This is a genomic window from Variovorax jilinensis (assembly GCF_030316885.1).
Taxonomy (GTDB): Bacteria; Pseudomonadota; Gammaproteobacteria; order Burkholderiales; family Burkholderiaceae_C; genus Variovorax; species Variovorax jilinensis.
On the sequence record NZ_JASZYQ010000002.1, the window covers coordinates 326195 to 344479 of the forward strand.

18 protein-coding genes are annotated in these 18285 nt (G+C 69.8%); 9 read left to right on the forward strand and 9 right to left on the reverse strand.

Going from position 1 to position 18285, the window contains the following annotated elements; all coding sequences use genetic code 11:
• Positions 1-21: 21 nt before the first annotated feature.
• The gene (locus tag QTH87_RS08645) at positions 22-438 is read right to left on the reverse strand and encodes an NfeD family protein (protein WP_286608512.1); all 417 of its coding nucleotides are present in this window, start codon (positions 436-438) and stop codon (positions 22-24) included.
• A 104-nt stretch (positions 439-542) separates the two neighbouring features.
• On the opposite strand from QTH87_RS08645, the gene QTH87_RS08650 reads away from it, so the two are divergent.
• A complete protein-coding gene (locus QTH87_RS08650; RefSeq protein WP_286608513.1) occupies positions 543-920 on the forward strand; it encodes a nuclear transport factor 2 family protein in 378 nt (125 codons plus the stop codon).
• A 330-nt stretch (positions 921-1250) separates the two neighbouring features.
• Entirely contained in the window at positions 1251-1631 is a 381-nt protein-coding gene (locus QTH87_RS08655) for an HU family DNA-binding protein (protein WP_286608514.1), read from the forward strand.
• A gap of 69 nt (positions 1632-1700) precedes the next feature.
• On the opposite strand, the gene QTH87_RS08660 is transcribed toward QTH87_RS08655, so the two are convergent.
• Together QTH87_RS08660 and QTH87_RS08665 are read right to left on the reverse strand one after the other, a co-directional pair.
• Positions 1701-4010, reverse strand: a complete 2310-nt coding sequence (locus QTH87_RS08660) for a heavy metal translocating P-type ATPase (RefSeq protein WP_444812758.1) — start codon at positions 4008-4010, stop codon at positions 1701-1703.
• A 33-nt stretch (positions 4011-4043) separates the two neighbouring features.
• Positions 4044-4346 carry a hypothetical protein gene (locus tag QTH87_RS08665; RefSeq protein ID WP_286608515.1) on the reverse strand — a complete coding sequence of 101 codons (303 nt, stop codon included), beginning with the start codon at positions 4344-4346 and terminating at the stop codon, positions 4044-4046.
• A gap of 165 nt (positions 4347-4511) precedes the next feature.
• Here QTH87_RS08665 and QTH87_RS08670 point away from each other — a divergent pair, with 165 nt between their 5' ends.
• On the forward strand, positions 4512-5039 hold the full coding sequence (locus QTH87_RS08670; protein WP_286608516.1) for a hypothetical protein: 528 nt from the start codon (positions 4512-4514) through the stop codon (positions 5037-5039).
• Positions 5040-5070: 31 nt separating this feature from the next.
• On the opposite strand, the gene ureG is transcribed toward QTH87_RS08670, so the two are convergent.
• From ureG to ureE, 3 genes are read right to left on the reverse strand one after another with little or no spacing between them, the layout of a single operon-like run.
• Positions 5071-5721: an urease accessory protein UreG gene (gene ureG / locus QTH87_RS08675; protein ID WP_286608517.1), complete on the reverse strand. Its 651-nt coding sequence runs from the start codon at positions 5719-5721 to the stop codon at positions 5071-5073.
• A gap of 13 nt (positions 5722-5734) precedes the next feature.
• The gene (locus QTH87_RS08680) at positions 5735-6415 is read right to left on the reverse strand and encodes an urease accessory protein UreF (protein WP_286608518.1); all 681 of its coding nucleotides are present in this window, start codon (positions 6413-6415) and stop codon (positions 5735-5737) included.
• Positions 6412-7038 (reverse strand): urease accessory protein UreE, encoded by a 627-nt coding sequence (gene ureE, locus QTH87_RS08685; protein WP_286608519.1) that lies wholly within the window; start codon positions 7036-7038, stop codon positions 6412-6414. Before ureE ends, QTH87_RS08680 begins: the two co-directional genes overlap by 4 nt.
• A 182-nt stretch (positions 7039-7220) precedes the next feature.
• Between ureE and QTH87_RS08690 the strand changes: the two genes are divergently transcribed.
• From QTH87_RS08690 to QTH87_RS08700, 3 genes are read left to right on the forward strand one after another with little or no spacing between them, the layout of a single operon-like run.
• A complete protein-coding gene (locus tag QTH87_RS08690; protein ID WP_286608520.1) occupies positions 7221-10817 on the forward strand; it encodes a hybrid sensor histidine kinase/response regulator in 3597 nt (1198 codons plus the stop codon).
• Entirely contained in the window at positions 10814-11824 is a 1011-nt protein-coding gene (locus QTH87_RS08695; protein ID WP_286608521.1) for a response regulator transcription factor, read from the forward strand. The genes QTH87_RS08690 and QTH87_RS08695 overlap by 4 nt, the downstream gene beginning before the upstream one ends.
• A gap of 54 nt (positions 11825-11878) precedes the next feature.
• On the forward strand, positions 11879-12547 hold the full coding sequence (locus QTH87_RS08700) for a PA4824 family protein (protein ID WP_286608522.1): 669 nt from the start codon (positions 11879-11881) through the stop codon (positions 12545-12547).
• Here the strand turns inward: QTH87_RS08700 and QTH87_RS08705 are convergent, their stop codons facing one another.
• The 3 genes from QTH87_RS08705 to QTH87_RS08715 all read right to left on the reverse strand — a co-directional run bounded on the left by QTH87_RS08705 (position 12548) and on the right by QTH87_RS08715 (position 15705).
• Complete coding sequence (locus tag QTH87_RS08705; protein WP_286608523.1) at positions 12548-12898, reverse strand: alpha/beta hydrolase; 351 nt, start codon at positions 12896-12898, stop codon at positions 12548-12550. It abuts the gene before it with no gap.
• 123 nt (positions 12899-13021) lie between these two features.
• A complete protein-coding gene (gene recJ / locus QTH87_RS08710; protein ID WP_286609053.1) occupies positions 13022-14731 on the reverse strand; it encodes a single-stranded-DNA-specific exonuclease RecJ in 1710 nt (569 codons plus the stop codon).
• A gap of 5 nt (positions 14732-14736) precedes the next feature.
• Positions 14737-15705 carry a hypothetical protein gene (locus QTH87_RS08715; protein ID WP_286608524.1) on the reverse strand — a complete coding sequence of 323 codons (969 nt, stop codon included), beginning with the start codon at positions 15703-15705 and terminating at the stop codon, positions 14737-14739.
• A gap of 35 nt (positions 15706-15740) precedes the next feature.
• Here QTH87_RS08715 and QTH87_RS08720 point away from each other — a divergent pair, with 35 nt between their 5' ends.
• Genes QTH87_RS08720 through QTH87_RS08730 form a run of 3 tightly spaced genes read left to right on the forward strand, consistent with a single transcriptional unit; the run spans position 15741 to position 18271 of the window.
• Positions 15741-16997: a lipoprotein-releasing ABC transporter permease subunit gene (locus QTH87_RS08720; protein ID WP_286608525.1), complete on the forward strand. Its 1257-nt coding sequence runs from the start codon at positions 15741-15743 to the stop codon at positions 16995-16997.
• Positions 16990-17667 (forward strand): lipoprotein-releasing ABC transporter ATP-binding protein LolD, encoded by a 678-nt coding sequence (gene lolD / locus QTH87_RS08725; RefSeq protein WP_286608526.1) that lies wholly within the window; start codon positions 16990-16992, stop codon positions 17665-17667. The genes QTH87_RS08720 and lolD overlap by 8 nt, the downstream gene beginning before the upstream one ends.
• Positions 17668-17719: 52 nt before the next feature.
• Positions 17720-18271 carry a lipocalin family protein gene (locus QTH87_RS08730; protein ID WP_286608527.1) on the forward strand — a complete coding sequence of 184 codons (552 nt, stop codon included), beginning with the start codon at positions 17720-17722 and terminating at the stop codon, positions 18269-18271.
• Positions 18272-18285: the final 14 nt, after the last annotated feature.

Here is an 18285-nt window from a genome sequence, read left to right on the forward strand (position 1 = left end):
AGGCTCGTGTGCTTCATCGCTTCAACGGATGAATTCGACCACGAGGAAGTTGCCTTGAACATCGACGATGCGATGTATGCCGGGATGGAGGGGGCCGTCGCCCGCGGGCTTCACCTGCCAGGTGGCACCGCGGTAGCGGACCTCGGCGCTGCGCGCCTCGGACCAGGCCGCCACCGTGACCTGTTCCCCGACGTCGATCTGCATGTCGGCCAGGCTGGCCTTCGGCCGTCCGCGCCGGCGCAGGTACCAGCCGCCGACGAAGGCCACGCAGGCCACCGCGGCGCAGACGATCTGCGTCGGCATCGCGGCGCCCAGGTGGGCCGCGATGGCGCCGACCGCGAAGCCGATCGCGATCAGCAGCGCGTAGATGGTGCCCGTGACCAGTTCGAGCGCCACCAGCGCGAAGGTCATCAACCACCAGACTGCAGGGGCTGTCATGTGCGTCCTTTCAAAGCCGGGCCGTGAATGCCGCGGTGCGTCGAGGATAGCCGGCCGTCGCTGCGGGCAGAATCGAAACCCTTGAACAATCGGCCAGGCCCGCCATGAACCGTTCGCTCCTGAAGGAGATGTTCAGCGAGATGGTCCTGAAGAAGGACATCTCGCTGGCCTCGCGCTACTACCATCCGGACTTCGTGCTCGAGACCAACGGCCAGCAGCAGGGCTACGCCGATTTCGTGGCCGGCCACGAGCGCGTCTATCCGACCTCGATCGGCTACGACGTGCGCTACGACGAGGCGTCGTGGGTCGAGAGCGCGGACAAGGTCGCCGCGCGGCTGTGGATCACGACCCGCCGCCCCGGTGAGGCCGCGGTCGAGATGCAGGTGGTGCTGATTGCCACCTACCGCGACGGCCGCATCCTGCACCTGCTCGAGCTGACCTGGCCCGACTGGACGCAGGTCAAGGCGCTCGAGAGCTACTAGGGCCTGTTCACACGGCTTCCACCTGTTGCCGAGCGCGATCGTCGGCGTCGTGCGCGGGCGCTGCACGCGGCTCTGGATCGAGCCCGACGGTCGCATGTACCGGCAAGGCACGGCGCTCACGATCGCGCTTCGTGCTGCTGGTCGGCTGCGAGTTCGCGCTCGGCGCATGGCAGTACATGAAGCACGCGCCTGCGGAGCAGCGCGAGCGGCGTCGGACACGGCCCGAAGGCCGTCCAGGGCGGCTGAGATACACTCCGCGCCGCTTGCAGCCCGCTTCGTAGGCTGCGCCGCCATAGGCAACATGGCGAAACCACAGATAGGAAAATTGAAGTGAACCGTATCGAACTGGTCGAGAAGATCGCCACCACGCACAACCTCAGCAAGGCCGAAGCGGCCCGCATCCTCGAGACCGTCACCGGCTCCATCGTCGCCGCCGTCAAGAAGGGCGACCCCGTTCAGCTGATCGGCTTCGGCACCTTCAAGCAGGTGGCACGCGCAGCGCGCACCGGCTTCAACCCGCAAGCCGGCGCAGCGATCAAGATCGCCGCCCAGAAGGTGCCCAAGTTCGTGCCGGGCGCTGCCTTCAAGGCCGCCGTCGACCCCAAGGCGGCCAAGCGCAAGGCCGACAAGGCCGCTGCCAAGCCGGTCGCTAAGAAGGCTGCCGCACCCGCCAAGAAGGCTGCCGCACCGGCCAAGAAGGCACGCAAGTAAGCTGCGTCCCGCTCATGAAGAACGGCCCCTCGGGGCCGTTTTTTCGTTTCTGCAGCGGCCTTGCGTTGCCTACGCCGCGCGCCGCAACAGGCGCAGCCCGTTCGCCACCACCAGCAGGCTGGCCCCCATGTCGGCGAACACCGCCATCCACATGGTGGCGGTGCCGAACACCGCGAGCACGAAGAAGACGCTCTTGATCGCGAGCGCGAGCCCGATGTTCTGCCACAGCACGCGATGCGTGCGGCGCGACAGCCGGATGGTCTCGGCGATGCGGCCGAGATCGTCGTTCATGATCACGACGTCGGCTGCTTCCATCGCCGTGTCGGTGCCGGCCGCGCCCATCGCGAAGCCGATGTCGGCCTGCGCGAGCGCCGGCGCATCGTTGATGCCGTCGCCTGCCATCGCGGTCGGGCCGTAGCGTTGCCGCAGGTCCCGGATCGCGACCAGCTTTTCCTCGGGCAGCAGGCCGCCGCGGGCATCGGCGATGCCGGCCTCGCGCGCCACCGCCTGCGCGGTGGCCTGGTTGTCTCCGCTCAGCATCACGGGCGTGACGCCGAGCTGGTGCAGCTTGGCGATGGCCTCGACCGAACTCGGCTTGAGGGTGTCGGCCACTGCGAAGAGCGCCAGCACTCGCGCGTCGTCGGCCAGCAGCGTCACGGTACGGCCCTGCGCCTCATGGTTCGCGAGCGCGGCCTCGAGCGCGGCGTCGGCCAGGCCGCGCTCCCTGATCAGGCGGTGATTTCCCAGCACCAGACCGCGGCCGTGGACACGGCCTTCGACGCCGCGCCCGAGCAGCGCCCGGAAGTCGTCGGCCTCGCTCGCCGCTTCGTCGATGGCCGCCGCGATCGCCTGCGACACCGGGTGGTCCGAACGCGCCGCGAGGCTCTTCGCGAGGCCGCGCACGCGGGCCTCTTCGGCACCGCCCCAGGCCTCGAAGGCCACCAGCCGCGGCTTGCCCTCGGTCAGGGTGCCGGTCTTGTCGAGCGCCACGGCCTTGATCAGCCGCGCGTCCTCGAGGTAGGTGCCGCCCTTGATCAGGATGCCGCGCCGCGCCGCCGCCGCCAGGCCGCTCACCACCGTCACCGGCGTCGAGATCACGAGCGCACACGGGCAGGCGATCACCAGCAGCACCAGCGCCTTGTAGAGCGCCGCGAGCCACGGCCAGCCCAGCAGCAGCGGCGGCAGCACGGCCACCGCGACCGCCAGCGCGAACACGGCCGGCGTGTAGATGGCGGCGAAGCGGTCGACGAAGCGCTGGGTCGGTGCGCGCGTGCCTTGCGCCTCCTCGACCGCGTGGATGATGCGCGCGAGCGTGGTGTCGCTGGCCGCGGCCGTGACGCGGAAGTCGATCTCGCCGGCCTGATTGATGGTGCCTGCGAACACCGGGTCGCCGGGCCCCTTGTCGACCGGAATGCTCTCGCCCGTGACCGGCGACTGGTCGATCGTGCTGCTGCCGCGCGTGACCACGCCGTCGAGTGCCACGCGTTCGCCGGGCTTGACGCGCGCGATGGCGCCGAGCGCGATGCTGCCGGCCGCCACGCGCAGCCATCGGCCGTCGGCCTGCTGCACCTCGGCTTCGGCCGGCGCCAGCGCCACCAGGCCCTTGATGGCGTTGCGCGCGCGGTCGACCGCGCGCGCCTCGATCAGCTCGGCGATGGCATAGAGCGCCATCACCATCGCGGCTTCGGGCCACTGGCCGATCAGGAAGGCACCCGTGACGGCCACCGACATCAGGGCGTTGATGTTGAGCCGGCCGTGGCGCAGCGCGGCCAGGCCCTTGGCATAGGTCTCGAGGCCGGCCAGCCCGATCGCGAGCGCCGCGATCGCCATGCCGGCGACCTTCCAGGCCATGGTGTCGGGCGCGAAATAGGAGGCGGCCTCGGCAACGATCGCGAAGCCCAGCGCGGCTGCCAGGCGCAGGTAGCCGCCAGCGGCGCCTTCGTGCGCATGGTCGTGCGGCGCGCCCGCTTCGTCGCCGGCGTCGGTGCCCGCGACGAGCGGCTCGGGCGCGAACCCTGCCTTGCGGATGGCCTCGAGCGCGAGCGGCAGCGCGATGTCGCTGGCGTCGATGCGGAGCGTGCGCTGGCCGAGCTGGAAATGCAGGCCGCGCACGCCTTCGATCGGCTCGACCGCGCGCCGGATCTCGGACTCCTCGGCGCTGCAGTCCATGGTGGCGATGCGGAAGGTCCCGGGCGCGATCGGGCCACGGGTGGATCGCGTCGACGGCAGCGGGGGTTCGGCCGCGCAGCAGGCGCCGCAGCCCGCGTCGGTCACGGGCAGGGCGTGCGAACGCGACTCGGCGTGGGCTTCGTGCGGATGGTGGAACGCGACGGCGGGGCCGTCGAGGGTCGAGGTGTCGTCAGGGATTCGGGATGCCATGCAGGCATTGGAAACCCTGAAGCGGCTCGAAGGTCAAGCCTTGCCCGGGCGGCGTTCGGCCTCGTTGCCGCTGCGCTGGAAGTCGTCGCTGTGCAGGCAGATCGCGACGCCCGGATTGGCCCTGAAGCGCGCGGTGGCCAGCGCATCGATCGAATCGGCGTTGCGCTCGTAGGCCTGGACCAGGTCGACGTCGACGCATTCCTCCGAGGCATGGAACCGTGCCTGGAGGGCCTCTTCGTCGATGCGGGCGATGATGCGGGCGCCGTCGAGCCCGTCGGGATAGATCGCGAACTGGACGCTGCCCGCGGACGGAAGAAAGATCGCTTCTGATGCCATGATCGGCGCCGTTTGTAACTGGTTGTGGCAGTATCCCGCTTTGTGTGACAGAGAGATACAAGCCCTTTGGCATAGGCTCGCAGCAAGTTGCGGACCATTTCACGGCTGGCGGCCGAACTTGCGGCTCCGGCCGTACTCCGAAACCGGGCTCTATCCTTCATCCCGATGACACTGCCTGACTCGATGCACGCTCGCACGCTGTGCACGCTGTTCCTTCTGCTCGGTTCCTTTTTCGCCTCCGCGGCGTCGGCGCAGGAGCTGCCGGCCGGCGTGCGGCTCGGGATGTCGGCCGGTGAACTGCAGTCGGCGCTGCCGGGCCTGGAGCGGGTGGCGCGCCCGCAGCGGCTGGCGGGCGGCCTGGCAGGCAGCTGGCGCGCGGCGCCGACACGGATGGCGGGGCTGTCCTTCGAACCTGTCTTCTTCTTCGCGGGCGGCCAGTTGCGGCGCGTGGAGTGGTCGGCCTCTGCCGCCGCCGAGCCCGACCAGGGCGCAGCGGCGTTCGACAGCCTGGTGGCCTGGGGACGCGCCAGCTTCGGGCCCGAGCTGGGCTCCAACGATCCGGGCAGTGCCTATGCAGCCTGGGTCCAGGGCGACTGGGACGTCTATGTTCAGCGCAGCAGCGGCGATGGCCGCCATGCGGGCCTGCGCCTGGTCTACAAGGCGCGCCAGCTCAAGGACGCGAGCCAGCTTTAGCTGCCGGTCATCAGGCCTGCGCCGTCCCTCATCAGCCTTCGGCGAGCATGCCGCGCTGTTCGATGAACGCCACCACCTCGGCCAGGCCGGTACGGGTCTTGAGGTTGGTCATCACGAACGGACGCTGCTTGCGCATGCGCAGCGTGTCGGCCTCCATCACGCCGAGATCGGCGCCGACGTAGGGCGCGAGATCGGTCTTGTTGATCACGAACAGGTCGCTCTTGGTGATGCCGGGGCCACCCTTGCGCGGAATCTTCTCGCCGCCCGCGACGTCGATCACGTAGATCGTGAGGTCCGAGAGTTCGGGGCTGAAGGTGGCGGCCAGGTTGTCGCCGCCCGACTCCACGAACACCACGTCGGCATCGGGGAACTGGGCCAGCATGCGGTCGATGGCCTCGAGGTTGATCGAGGCGTCCTCGCGGATCGCGGTGTGCGGGCAGCCGCCGGTCTCCACGCCCATGATGCGTTCGCCCGGCAATGCACCGGCGACCGTGAGCAGGCGCTGGTCTTCCTTGGTGTAGATGTCGTTGGTGATCGCGATCAGGTCGTACTTGTCGCGCATCGCCTTGCACAGCATCTCGAGCAGCGTGGTCTTGCCGGAGCCGACCGGTCCGCCGATGCCCACGCGCAGCGGCGGCAGCTTCTTGGTGCGGTTGGGAATGTGGTGGAGCGCGTTGGACATGATGCGATGGGCCTTAGCTTCTGAAGAGGCGTGAGTACTGGTTTTCGTGGCGGGCGGAGAGTACCGCGAGCATCGGTGCGAAGGACTGGCGCTCATCATCCGCCAGCGCGATCGCCCGTTCGACTGCCATGGGAATCTCGGCCGCGAGACGGCCCAGGATGCGCTGGCCTGCGCTCTGCCCCAGTGGCACGGCCTTGATCGCGGCACTGGCCATGTTCTCGGCCCAGCCGAAGGCGAAGGCCAGGCAGATGTCGACCACTGCCGCTTCCGTGCGCGCGGCGGCGAACGCGAAGGCGATCGGGTAGCTTGCGGGCAGCCCCTCGAAGACGCGCGCGATGTCGTCATGGTGCAGCTTGAGCCATTCGACGAAGGAGCGGCCCATCTGCTCGGTCTGCAGCAGGAATTCGGCGGTTTCGCGGGTCTGGAAGACCCAGTCGTTCAGTGCCTGGATGCGCGCGGTGTCATTGGCACGCCAGGCCGGCACGGCCTGCGCCACCACCGCGAGGTCTGCACGCGCGAGCCCCAGGTGCAGCTGGTCCGACAACCAGTCGGCCGCGGCCTGCTCGTTGGCGACGCCGGCCCATTCGATGCCGGCTTCCAGGCCCTCGGAATACGAGAAGCCGCCCACGGGCAGCGCGGGCGAGGCCAGCCAGATCAGCTGCAGCAGGCTGGCGGCGGGCAGTGGCGAGGTCATCCGTGGGAGTGACCGTGGGAATCGCCGTGATCGTGACCATGGTCGTGGTCGTGGTCGTGCGAATGGCTTGCGCCGCCCGCGTAGGCATCGGGATGCAGCACCGGCCCGACCGGCGCCGCGCCGCCCCCCGCCTGCGCATGGCCGTGGCCGTGGCCGTGGCCGCCCTGGTGCGCGCCATAGGCGCCGCCCTCGGGTTCGAAGGCCTCGTCGGCCTCGCGCACGATCAGGTGCATCGAACGCAGCATCGCGGCCAGCACGTGGTCGGGTTCGATCTTGAGGTGCTCGGGCGTGAGCTCGATGGGGACGTGGCGATTGCCCAGGTGGTAGGCCGCGCGCATGAGGTCGAAGGGGGTGCCGTGCGCGCTGCAGTGGGTGACGACCAGCACCGGCTGCGGCGCGGCCACGACCTTGACCAGCGAGCCGTCCTCGGCGACCAGCACGTCGCCGCCGCGCACCGAGGTGCCGCGCGGCAGGAAGACGCCGATCTGGCGGCCCAGTGAATCGGTGGCGTCGAAGCGGCTCTTCTGGCGCACGTCCCAATCGAGTTCGACGGTGGCAGCTCGCTTGAGTAGGACGGCTGCGAGGCCGCCTCCCTGGGGCATGAGTTTGTTGGCGGTGAGCATCGGGTAGGGCGGTGCGTAGGCAGCGAGCGCGAAATGCGAACGAAATGAACGACGCCCGTTATAACTGGAGGCGGACGGGGGATACGGCCTCCGCGCTCCGATTGACAAATCGAGCGAGCGCTTTCGCGGCGAAGTCGGCTTCATCGGCTGTGCATTGAAGCAGACGTGCCGTGGCACGAAAAATGCACCGATATGGTGTGAACCTCCCCGCCGTTCCCTCCGCGCCGAGCGACGAAGCGCCGCAGCGCATCGTCAAGGTCCGGCGCGACTACAACAGCTGGGTCGCGAGCGAAACCCTCGAGGACTACGCGCTGCGCTACACGCCGCAGCGCTTTCGCCGCATGCCGGGCTGGCGCGTTGCCAGCACCGCGTTCGGCGGCGCGGCCTCGTTCCTGATCCTCGAGGCGGTCGGCGCCACGCTGCTGGTGCAGTACGGCTTCGTCAACGCCTTCTGGGCCATCCTCTGCACCGGCCTGATCATCTTCCTCGCAGGCCTGCCGATCAGCGTCTATGCAGCGCGCTACGGCGTCGACATGGATCTGCTCACGCGCGGTGCCGGCTTCGGCTACATCGGCTCCACGCTGACCTCGCTGATCTACGCGAGCTTCACCTTCATCTTCTTTGCGCTCGAGGCTGCGGTGATGGCCTATGCACTCGAGCTCGCGCTCGGCATTCCGCCGGTGTGGGGCTACCTGGTCTGCGCGCTGGTGGTGATCCCGCTGGTGACCCACGGCGTCTCGGCCATCAGCCGGCTGCAGATCTGGACCCAGCCGATCTGGCTCCTGATGATGGTGGTGCCCTTCGGCTACGTACTGGCGCGCGATCCTGGTGCGTTCTCGGGCGTCTCGCACTACATCGGTGTCAAATCCGCATCCGAAGGCTTCGATCTGCACCTGTTCGGTGCCGCCCTGACGGTCGGCATCGCACTCATTACGCAGATGGGCGAGCAGGCCGACTACCTGCGCTTCATGCCCGCCCGAAGCGAGGCCAATCGCCGCGGCTGGTGGGCCGCCGTCCTCGTGGGCGGGCCGGGCTGGGTCGTGATGGGCGTGCTCAAGATGCTGGGCGGCGCCCTGCTGGCATACCTCGCGATCAGCCACATGGTGCCGCCGGAGCGTGCGGTCGATCCGAACCAGATGTATCTCGCGGCCTACGAGTACGTGTTCCCGAACTTCGGCTGGGCGGTGGCGGCGACCGCGATCTTCGTCGTCATCTCGCAGATCAAGATCAACGTCACCAACGCCTACGCGGGATCGCTGGCCTGGAGCAACTTCTTTTCGCGTGTCACGCACAGCCATCCGGGACGCGTGGTGTGGGTGGTGTTCAACGCGCTGATCGCCTTCATGCTGATGGAGATGAACGTGTTCGAGGCGCTCGGCGACGTGCTGGGCCTGTACGCCAACATCGCGATCGCCTGGATGATGGCGGTGGTGGCGGATCTGGTCGTCAACAAGCCGCTGGGCCTGTCGCCGCCGGGCATCGAGTTCAAGCGGGCCCATCTCTGGGACATCAATCCGGTCGGCGTCGGCGCCATGGCGCTGGCCTCGGTGCTGTCGATCACGGCGCACCTGGGCGTCTTCGGTCCGCTGGCCCAGGCCTTCTCGGCGCTGATCGCGCTCGGGACCGCCTTCGTCACGGCGCCGCTGATCGCCTGGGCCACCCGGGGCCGCTACTACATCGCGCGGGTCTCGAACGAGGACAGTGCCGCCCCCTTCGAGCCCGCGCCCCGGCGATCCGTCGTGCGCTGGGCCAGGGTCGAATCGGGCGCCGGCAGCTACCAGCGCCTTTCGACCCAGCGCTGCGTGATCTGCGAGCGCGAATACGAAGGCCCGGACATGGCCCACTGCCCGGCCTACCAGGGCGCGATCTGCTCGCTGTGCTGCACGCTCGATGCGCGCTGCGGCGACCTCTGCAAGCCGCAGGCGAGCCTGTCGGCGCAATGGTCGGGCACATTGCGCTGGCTGCTGCCGCGCCGCGTCTGGCCCTACCTGGACACCGGGCTCGGCCATTTCCTGCTGCTGATGCTGATCGTCGTGCCACTGCTGGCGGCCGTGTTCGGCGTGCTCTACCAGCAGGAGATGCGTGCGCTTGCCGAGACCGTCGTCATGAACGCGCGCGACGGCGTGCTGCTCGGCATGCAGCCGTCGTCGCTGCGTTCGGGCTTCGTCAAGGCCTACATGGCGCTGCTGCTGATCGCGGGCATCGTGGCCTGGTGGCTGGTGCTTGCGCATCAGAGCCGCAAGGTGGCGCAGGAGGAATCGAACCGCCAGACGCACCTGCTCATGCGCGAGATCGAGCTGCACCGCAAGACCGACCATGCGCTGCAGGCCGCCAAGCAGACCGCAGAGCAGGCCCGCAGCATCGCCGAGGACGCCAAGCGCGCGGCCGAGCAGGCCAACCAGGCCAAGAGCCGCTACATCAGCGCCATCAGCCACGAGCTGCGCACCCCGCTCAACAGCATCCTGGGCTATGCGCAGCTGATGGGCGAGGACGCTGCCGTGCCGCCGCATCGCCGGCAGGCCGTGGCCGTGATCAAGCGCGGCGGCGAGCACCTGCTGTCGCTGATCGAAGGCACGCTCGACATCGCCCACATCGAGGCAGGCAAGCTCACGCTCAATGCCCGGCCGATGCTGTTCGCGGATCTCATGAGCGAGCTGGCCGACATGTTCGAGCTGGAGGCGGCCGAGAAGGGCCTGGCGTTCCGCTTCGAGCCCAGCGGCAACCTGCCCGAGACGGTGCGTGCGGACGAGAAGCGGGTGCGGCAGATCCTGTTCAACCTGCTCGGCAACGCGATCAAGTTCACGGCCAGCGGCCAGGTCACGCTGAGGCTGCGCTACGCACGCGAATTCGCGGCGATCGAGATCGAGGACACCGGACCCGGCATGTCGGCCGAGGAACTGGGCCGCATCTTCGAGCCCTTCGCGCGCGGAACCACCGCGGGCCCGGCGGCGCCCGGGGCCGGACTCGGCCTCACGATCGCGAAGATGCTGATCGACCTCATGGGCGGCGAGATGAGCGTCAAGAGCACGCCCGGCGTCGGCTCGGTGTTCAGCGTGCGGCTGTTCCTGCCGCGGGTGCACGAGCCGGCCGGCGCGGCGGGCCGGCGGGCGTCCGCGCCGGCGGCGCGCGCGCGCCGCGGCTACGAGGGCAGGCGCCGGCGCCTGCTGGTGGTCGACAACGAGGAAGCCGATCGCGAGCTGCTGGCCCAGGTGCTGGCGCCGCTGGGGTTCGAGCTGCGCAGCGCGGCCAGCGGTCATGATGCGCTGGACCTGATCGCCGCGGGCTGGCTGCCCGACGCCATGTTCGTCGACCTCGCGATGCCGGGCATCGACGGCTGGGAGACGATCCGGCGCGCGCGCGCGCTCGGCATGGGCCGCACCGCGGTCGCGATCGTCTCGGCCAACGCCTTCGACAAGCGCCTGGACAACGACGTCGGCATCACGCCGGACGACTTCTTCGTCAAGCCGGTGCGCCACAGCGAACTGCTGGACTGGCTCGAGCGCCGGCTCGGCATCGCCTGGACCGAGCGCGCGGCGCCCGCCAGCGCGCCGCCCGCGCCGCAGAGGGTGCTGCCCTCCGCGGACCGCCTGCGGCAGCTGGAGGAAGCGGTCGCACTGGGTTACTTTCGCGGGATCATGAATCAGCTCGACGACATCGATGCGGCCCAGCCCGAGTGTGCGGCCTGGACCGAGGCACAGCGCGCGCTCGCGCGGCAATTCCAGTTCGAGGCCATGAGCCGCGCACTGACGGCAGCGCTGCTGCGCGAAGGTGCGCCATGACCGCGCCGGGCAGCCAGCTGGTGGACACGCTGCGCGGCAGCACGGGCAACAGCGATTTGGTGCTGATCGTCGACGACGTGCCCGACAACCTCGCGGTGCTGCACGATGCCCTCGACGAATCCGGCTACACGGTGCTGGTCGCGACCAGCGGCGAGCAGGCGTTGCAGCGTGCGGCGCAGGCGCGCCCCGACATCGTGCTGCTCGACGCCATGATGCCGGGCATCGACGGCTTCGAGGTGGCGCGGCGGCTCAAGGCCGATGCGGCCACGGCCCACATCCCGATCGTCTTCATGACCGGCCTGACCGAGACCGAGCACCTGGTGGCGGCGCTCGATGCCGGCGGCGTGGACTACGTCACCAAGCCCATCAAGCCCAAGGAAGTGCTGGCGCGCATGAACGTGCACCTGCAGGCGGCGCGCCGCGCGCGGCAGGATGCGCAGCAGGCGGGGCAGGCCCGCAACGCGCTCGACGCCTTCGGCTACGCGAGCATCACGGTGCGCATGCCCGAGGGCAAGCTGATCTGGCAGACCGCGCTGGCGCGCGAGATGCTGCTGCGCTACTGCGGCACCAGCGCGCCGGTGACGCCGCCGGCAGTGCTCGAATGGCTGCGGCGCCACCTGCCCGATGCCGAGCAGCGCCAGATCGAGCCGCCGGCCCTCGCCATCGCGCAGGGCGCCAGCAGCCTGAGCCTGCGGCTGCACCAGCAGACCGGCCACGACGATGGCGGCGACGACTGGCTGATCATCATGCGCGAGGTGTCGGACACGGCCGTGATCGAGGTCATGAGCCTGAGCCTCAAGCTCACGGCGCGCGAGGCTGAGGTGCTCTACTGGGTGGTCAAGGGCAAGACCAACAAGGACATCGGCGAGATCCTCGGCAGCAGTCCGGCCACGGCCAAGAAGCATCTCGAGCGCGTCTACGTGAAGCTGGGCGTCGAGACGCGCACCGCCGCGGCCGGCGTGGCGATGAAGCGCATCCGCGAGTTGCAGCCGCAGTTCGAGATCTGATTCGGCGCGTGCGCATCCACGGAGCTGTCACGCCGCGCTTCTAGAATCCGCCGCATGTTTCGACGCCTGGCGCTCCTGCTGCTGCTTCCCTGGTGCGCATCGCAGGTCGATGCGGCCGGGCATTTCGATGTCGACGACGCCGCCACGCTCGATCCCGGCCAATGCCAGTACGAGCTCTGGGGCGGGCGTTTCGGCGCCGTGAAGGCGACCGAGTATCACCTCGGGCCCTCGTGCCGCGTCGGCCCGGTCGAGCTGGGCCTCAATCTCGATCGCGCGTCGGTGCCGGGCGAGTACGCCGTCGGCTTCGGTCCGCAGCTCAAGTGGACCTTCATGGGCGAGGCGCCCGAGTCCCGCCTGCAGGCGGCGCTTTACCTGGCCGCGACCTGGGACGTCACGCGCGGCGGGCGTACCGGCGGGCAGTTCACCGTGCCCGTGAGCTGGCATGCGCTGGACCCGCTGTGGCTGAACCTCAATCTCGGCTACGACTGGTCGCCCGGCAATGGCGAGCGCACCGGACGCGGCGGGCTGCAGGGCAACTGGGCCTTCAACGACACCGTGTCGCTGGTGGTCGAGCGCTTCAAGGCCTTCGACAACTGGACTTCGCGTGCCGGCCTGCGCTTCAACCTCACGCCGACGATCAGCCTGGACCTGAGCGCCGCGCGCAGCGGCCCCGACGGCGTCAGGGGCTACGCGATCGGGCTCAACCAGGTGTTCGAGCGCTAGTTACAGCGCGGCCTGGCGCGTGAACGAGACCTTGGGCTTGCTGTAGGCAGCCGGCACCGTGTCGCGATAGAAGGCGCGGCGATCCAGGCTCGCGAGCGGATCGTGCGACTTGGCGACTGCTTCGGCACGCACGGTGGCGCGGCTGGCGGTGGAGCTGAAGGTCTGGGCACCGGCGCTGGCACCGTCGGCATAGACGTTGCCGGCACGGGCTGCGGCGACGCCCTGGCTCCTCACTTCCGAGCGGCTGGCCGACGAGGTCAGCGCATGCACGCCGTCGTAGGTTTCGGCCTGGGCGCCGGCGGCGGCAAGCAGGGTGAGCGCGGCAGCGGCGATGATCTTCGAGGCTTTCATTTCACTTCCTTCACAAGGGTTGGTTGGTGAATGGAAGTTTGGACCGCGCTGCGCAGTCGCAACCACGGTGTTTGGAACCGCGGCGTTAGCAGGCTGGAAACAATCGCTGCGACGCGGCCGCGCTCAGAGTTCGGCGCCCTCGACCAGGAAGCGCACCCGCCGCACGCCCTGCCATTCGTCGGCATCGAGCCGCCAGGCCAGCACCACCTTCGGCGGCAGCGGATCGGTGTGTCCAAACCAGATGCCGTCCACCGGCTTGCCGCGGTGCCTGAGCTTGAGTGCCAGGTGCTTCTCGCCGACCAGGCGCTGCGACACCACCTCGACCTCCTCGCTGAAGGTCGGCGGGGCGAAGCCCTGGCCCCAGACCTCGCGGTGCAGCGTGTCGACCAGGTCGACGCGCAGGTACTCGGGCGCCAGTGGCCCGTCGGTGTCGAGCCGGCGCGTGAGCGTGGCGGCATCGAGCCACTCCTGCGCCACCTGCGCGAGCGCCTGCTCGAAGACCGGGAACTGGTCGCGCGCGACGGTGCAGCCCGCCGCCATCGCATGGCCGCCGAAGCGCAGCAGCACGCCCGGATGCCGCTTGGCGACCAGGTCCAGCGCATCGCGCAGATGGAAGCCAGGGATCGAGCGGCCCGAGCCCTTGAGCTCGTGCGACCTGCCGTCGGCGGCACTGGCCGCAAAGACGAAGGTCGGCCGGTGGAAGCGTTCCTTGATGCGCGAGGCCACGATGCCGACCACGCCTTCGTGGAAGTCGGCGCCGAAGACGCTGATCGCGGCCGGCGGGGCGGCGTGTTCGTCGAACAGCGTCTCGGCCAGCGCCAGCGCCGCCTCGCGCATGCCGCCCTCGATGTCGCGCCGCTCGCGATTGATGCCGTCGAGCGTGCGCGCGAGTTCCTCGGCGCGCCCGGCGTCGTCGGTCAGCAGGCATTCGATGCCGAGCGTCATGTCCGACAGGCGGCCCGCGGCATTGATGCGCGGACCCAGCGCGAAGCCGAAATCGAAGGTGGTTGCCGCGGACGCGTTGCGGCCGGCCGCCTTGAACAGCGCCGCGATGCCCGCGGGCATGGCACCGGCCCTGATGCGGCGCAGCCCCTGCGCCACCAGCCGACGGTTGTTGGCGTCGAGCCGCACCACATCGGCCACCGTGCCGAGCGCCACCAGCGGCAGCAGCGCATCGAGCTTGGGCTGGTTGGTGCTGTCGAACACGCCGCGCCGGCGCAGCTCGCCGCGCAGCGCCAGCAGCACGTAGAACATCACGCCGACGCCCGCGATGCTCTTGCTGTCGAAATCGCAGCCGGGCTGATTGGGGTTGACGAGCACGTCCGCCGCGGGCAGCTCGGGGCCGGGCAGGTGATGGTCGGTCACCAGCACTGCGAGGCCGCGCGCCCTGGCGGCGGCGACGCCCTCGACGCTGGCAATGCCGTTGTCCACCGTGATCAGCAGGTCGGCGCCCTTGTCAGCGACGCGCTCGGCGATCGGCGGCGTGAGGCCGTAGCCGTCGACCACGCGGTCGGGCACCAGGTAGTCGACATGGCGCGCGCCGAGCAGCCTCAGCCCGCGCACCGCGACCGCGCAGGCGGTGGCACCGTCGCAGTCGTAGTCGGCCACGATGCACAGGCGCCGGTGATCGCGGATGGCGTCGGCCAGCAGCACGGCGGCCTCGCGCGTGCCGCGCAGCGTATCGGGCGGCAGCAGCAGCGCCAGGCCATCGTCGAGCTCGGCCTTGGCCAGCACGCCGCGGGCGGCATAGAGCCGTGCGAGCAGCGGGTGCACGCCGGCCTGCTCGAGGGCCCAGGCGCTGCGCGGCGGAATCTCCCGGGCCAGGATCTTCATCGTGCTCATAGCGACTCCAGCACGGGCGCCAGTGCCGGCCGCCGGAACAGGCTGCGGGCCCACCCTGCGAAGCCGCGTGGCCGCAGTTCGTAGCGCCGCGCGACGCGATCGCCGCAGAGCGTGAGTGCGACCGTCTCGCCGCGCGTGGCGGCCGCCAGCAGTTCGGCCACCGGGCCGGCGTCGAGCGCCTGCCATGCTGAGGCCCAGGCTGCGCCATCGTCGCGCAGCGCCGGGCTGCGAAGGGCGTCCGCCACCACCGGCGGCGCGGCGCTCGGCACGAAGGCCACGGGCAGGCTGCCGGTGCCGCTCAACCAGAAGGAATTGATGGGCGGAACGCCGCGTGCGGTGCGTTCGTCGTTCACGCGCTCGGTGTAGAGCAGCATCTGCATCTCGTTCTGCAGCCGCCGCAGAGGCCGACCGGCCTCGGACAGCGGCGACCATTGCGAGATCGGGTAGCCCACCGCGCGGTCGATGGATGCGGTCGGCAGCTGGTCGAAGATCGCGCCCTGGACCACCCAGCGCCCCGGCGTGGCGGATTCATGCAGGGCGATCCCGTCCTCCTCGAAGAAGGGTCGCGCAGCGGCCAGCAGGGCAGCGGATTCGGCGGCGTCGATGCGGATATCGCCGGGGTCGCCGAGCATCACGTCGTCGATGCCGACCTGCCAGTGGCACAGGGTCGCGGTGCCCCAGGGCTGGCCGGCCTCGGTGGCCGGGAGGCCGGCCGCACGCGCCTCCATCGCGGCCCAGGGGATGCAGCCGTCGGCCGAAGCGATGCCCAGCGCCTCGGCCAGGGCCCGTTCGTGCGGCGGCGACAGCGTGGCCTCGTCGCCGATGTCCTCGTGCACCGGCGTCAGCCGGGCCAGCAGCGCCTCGAGCTTCGGCAGCCGCAGGCCGGCCACTGCCGCGCGGCAGCCGGGCGTGCCCCGGCCGGCAAAAGGAACGATCAAGTGGCGGGCGATGGCGGAGGCGGGCATGGGCCTATTGTCCGGGATGCCACAATTCCGCCCTTATGCCCCTTCCCTATGAACTGCAACTCGGCTGGCGTTACACCCGTGCCGGCCGGGCCACGCGGCGCAACGGCTTCATCTCCTTCATCTCGGGCGTGTCGATGTTCGGCATCGCGCTCGGCGTCGCCGCGCTGATCATCGTGCTGAGCGTGATGAACGGCTTCCAGAAGGAAGTCACCGACCGCATGCTCGGCGTCATCTCCCACATCGAGATCTTCTCGCGCGACGGCCAGGCGCTCGGCGACATCGACGCCATCATGGCGGCGGCGCGCAAGAACCCCGAGGTGATAGGCGTCGCGCCCTTCGTCACCTCGCAGGCGCTGCTCGCGCGCGGCGAGGACATGAAGGGCGCATTGATTCGCGGCATCGACCCGAAGCTCGAGCCGCAGGTGACGGACATCTCGACCACCGCGCAGCAGGGGGCGCTCGACAAGCTGGTGCCGGGCGAGTTCGGCATCGTGCTGGGCGTGGAGCTGGCGCGCTCGATGTACGTGCGCGTCGGCGACCAGGTCACGCTGGTGGCTCCGGGCGGCCAGGTCACGCCGGCCGGCGTGATGCCGCGCTTCAAGCCCTTCACCGTGGTCGGCACCTTCGACTCGGGCCACTACGAGTACGACTCGGCGCTCGCCATGGTCCACGAGCAGGACGCCGCCCGCGTGTTCCGCCTCGAAGGCCCGACCGGCGTGCGGCTCAAGCTCAAGGACCTGCACCAGGCCCGCCAGGTGGCCGACCAGCTCGCGGCCACGCTGCCCGGCGAGTTCCTGATCCGCGACTGGACCCGTGCCAACAAGACCTGGTTCGCCGCGGTGCAGGTCGAGAAACGCATGATGTTCATCATCCTCACGCTGATCGTCGCGGTGGCGGCGTTCAACCTGGTGTCGACGCTGGTCATGACCGTCACCGACAAGCGCGCCGACATCGCGATCCTGCGCACGCTGGGCTCGAGCCCGAAGAGCATCATGGGCATCTTCGTGGTGCAGGGCGCCATGGTGGGCGTGATCGGCACGCTGGCCGGTCTGCTGCTCGGCCTCGGCATCGCCTACAACATCGACGTCATCGTGCCGGCGCTGGAGCGCCTGTTCCATGCCAGCTTCCTGCCCAAGGACATCTACCTGATCAGCAAGATGCCGAGCGATCCGCAGCGTGCCGACATCATGCCGATCACCATCATCTCGCTGGTGCTGGCCTTCGTGGCCACGCTCTATCCGAGCTGGCGCGCGAGCCGCGTCAACCCCGCGGAGGCGCTGCGCTATGAGTGAGGTGGTGCTGAAGGTAAGAGGCCTGGCCAAGCGCTTCCACGAAGGGCGCATCGACCTCACGGTGCTGCATGGCGTCGACCTCGACGTGCACGCGGGCGAGACGCTGGCGATCGTCGGCGCCTCGGGCTCGGGCAAGAGCACGCTGCTGCATCTGATGGGCGGCCTCGATGCGCCGACCGCGGGCAGCGTCGAGCTGCACGGCAAGAACATCGCGCACGTGGACGCGGCCGAGCAGGGGCGCCTGCGCAACCGGCATCTGGGCTTCGTCTACCAGTTCCACCACCTGCTGCCGGAGTTCAGCGCACTCGACAACGTCGCGATGCCGCTCAAGATCCGGCGCCTGCCGCCGCCCGAATCGGCGGCCGCCGCAGCCGCGATGCTGCAGTCCGTGGGCCTCGGCGAGCGCGTGCAGCACCGTCCGGCCGAGCTGTCGGGCGGGGAGCGCCAGCGCGTGGCGATCGCGCGCGCCCTCGTGACCCAGCCCGACTGCGTGCTGGCCGACGAGCCCACCGGCAACCTCGACCGCACCACCGCGGATGGTGTCTTCGCGCTGATGCTGCAGCTCGCGCGCGACCGCGGCACCGCCTTCGTGATGGTCACGCACGACGAGAGCCTGGCTGCACGCTGCGACCGGGTGCTGCGGCTGACGGCGGGACGACTGGCGGACTGATCCACTGCCCGCGTCCCTGCGTACACCGGGGATTGGTCACCGGAGTCGGGCGATGAATCGATGGATGCGGATTGCGGTCGCGTCGCTGGGCGCGCTCGCGCTGGGAGCCGGGATCGCCGGCTGCGCGCATGCGCCGCCGACGATCGCGCCGGTTGCCGAGGTCGACCTCGAGCGCTTCATGGGCGACTGGTACGTGATCGGGAACATCCCGACCCGGCTGGAGCGGGAGGCCTTCAACGCGCGCGAATCGTATGTGCTCGATGCGGATGGCGCCATCCGCACCACCTTCGAATACCGGGACGGCAGCTTCGAGGCACCCGTCAAGACCCTGCATCCGGTCGGGCGCGTGCGGCCCGGCACGCGCAACGCCGTGTGGGGCATGCAGTTCGTCTGGCCGATCGAGGCCGAATACGTCATCGTCGATCTCGATCCGGCCTACCGGCTCACGATCATCGGTCGCAGCCAGCGCGACTACGCGTGGATCATGGCGCGAACGCCGCGGATTGCGGACAGTGACTATGCAGCCGCGGTGCAGCGGCTGAAGGCGCTCGGCTATTCGACGGAGGGGCTGCGCCGCGTGCCGCAGCGGTGGCCCGACCGCTGAGCGGGCGGGCGCAC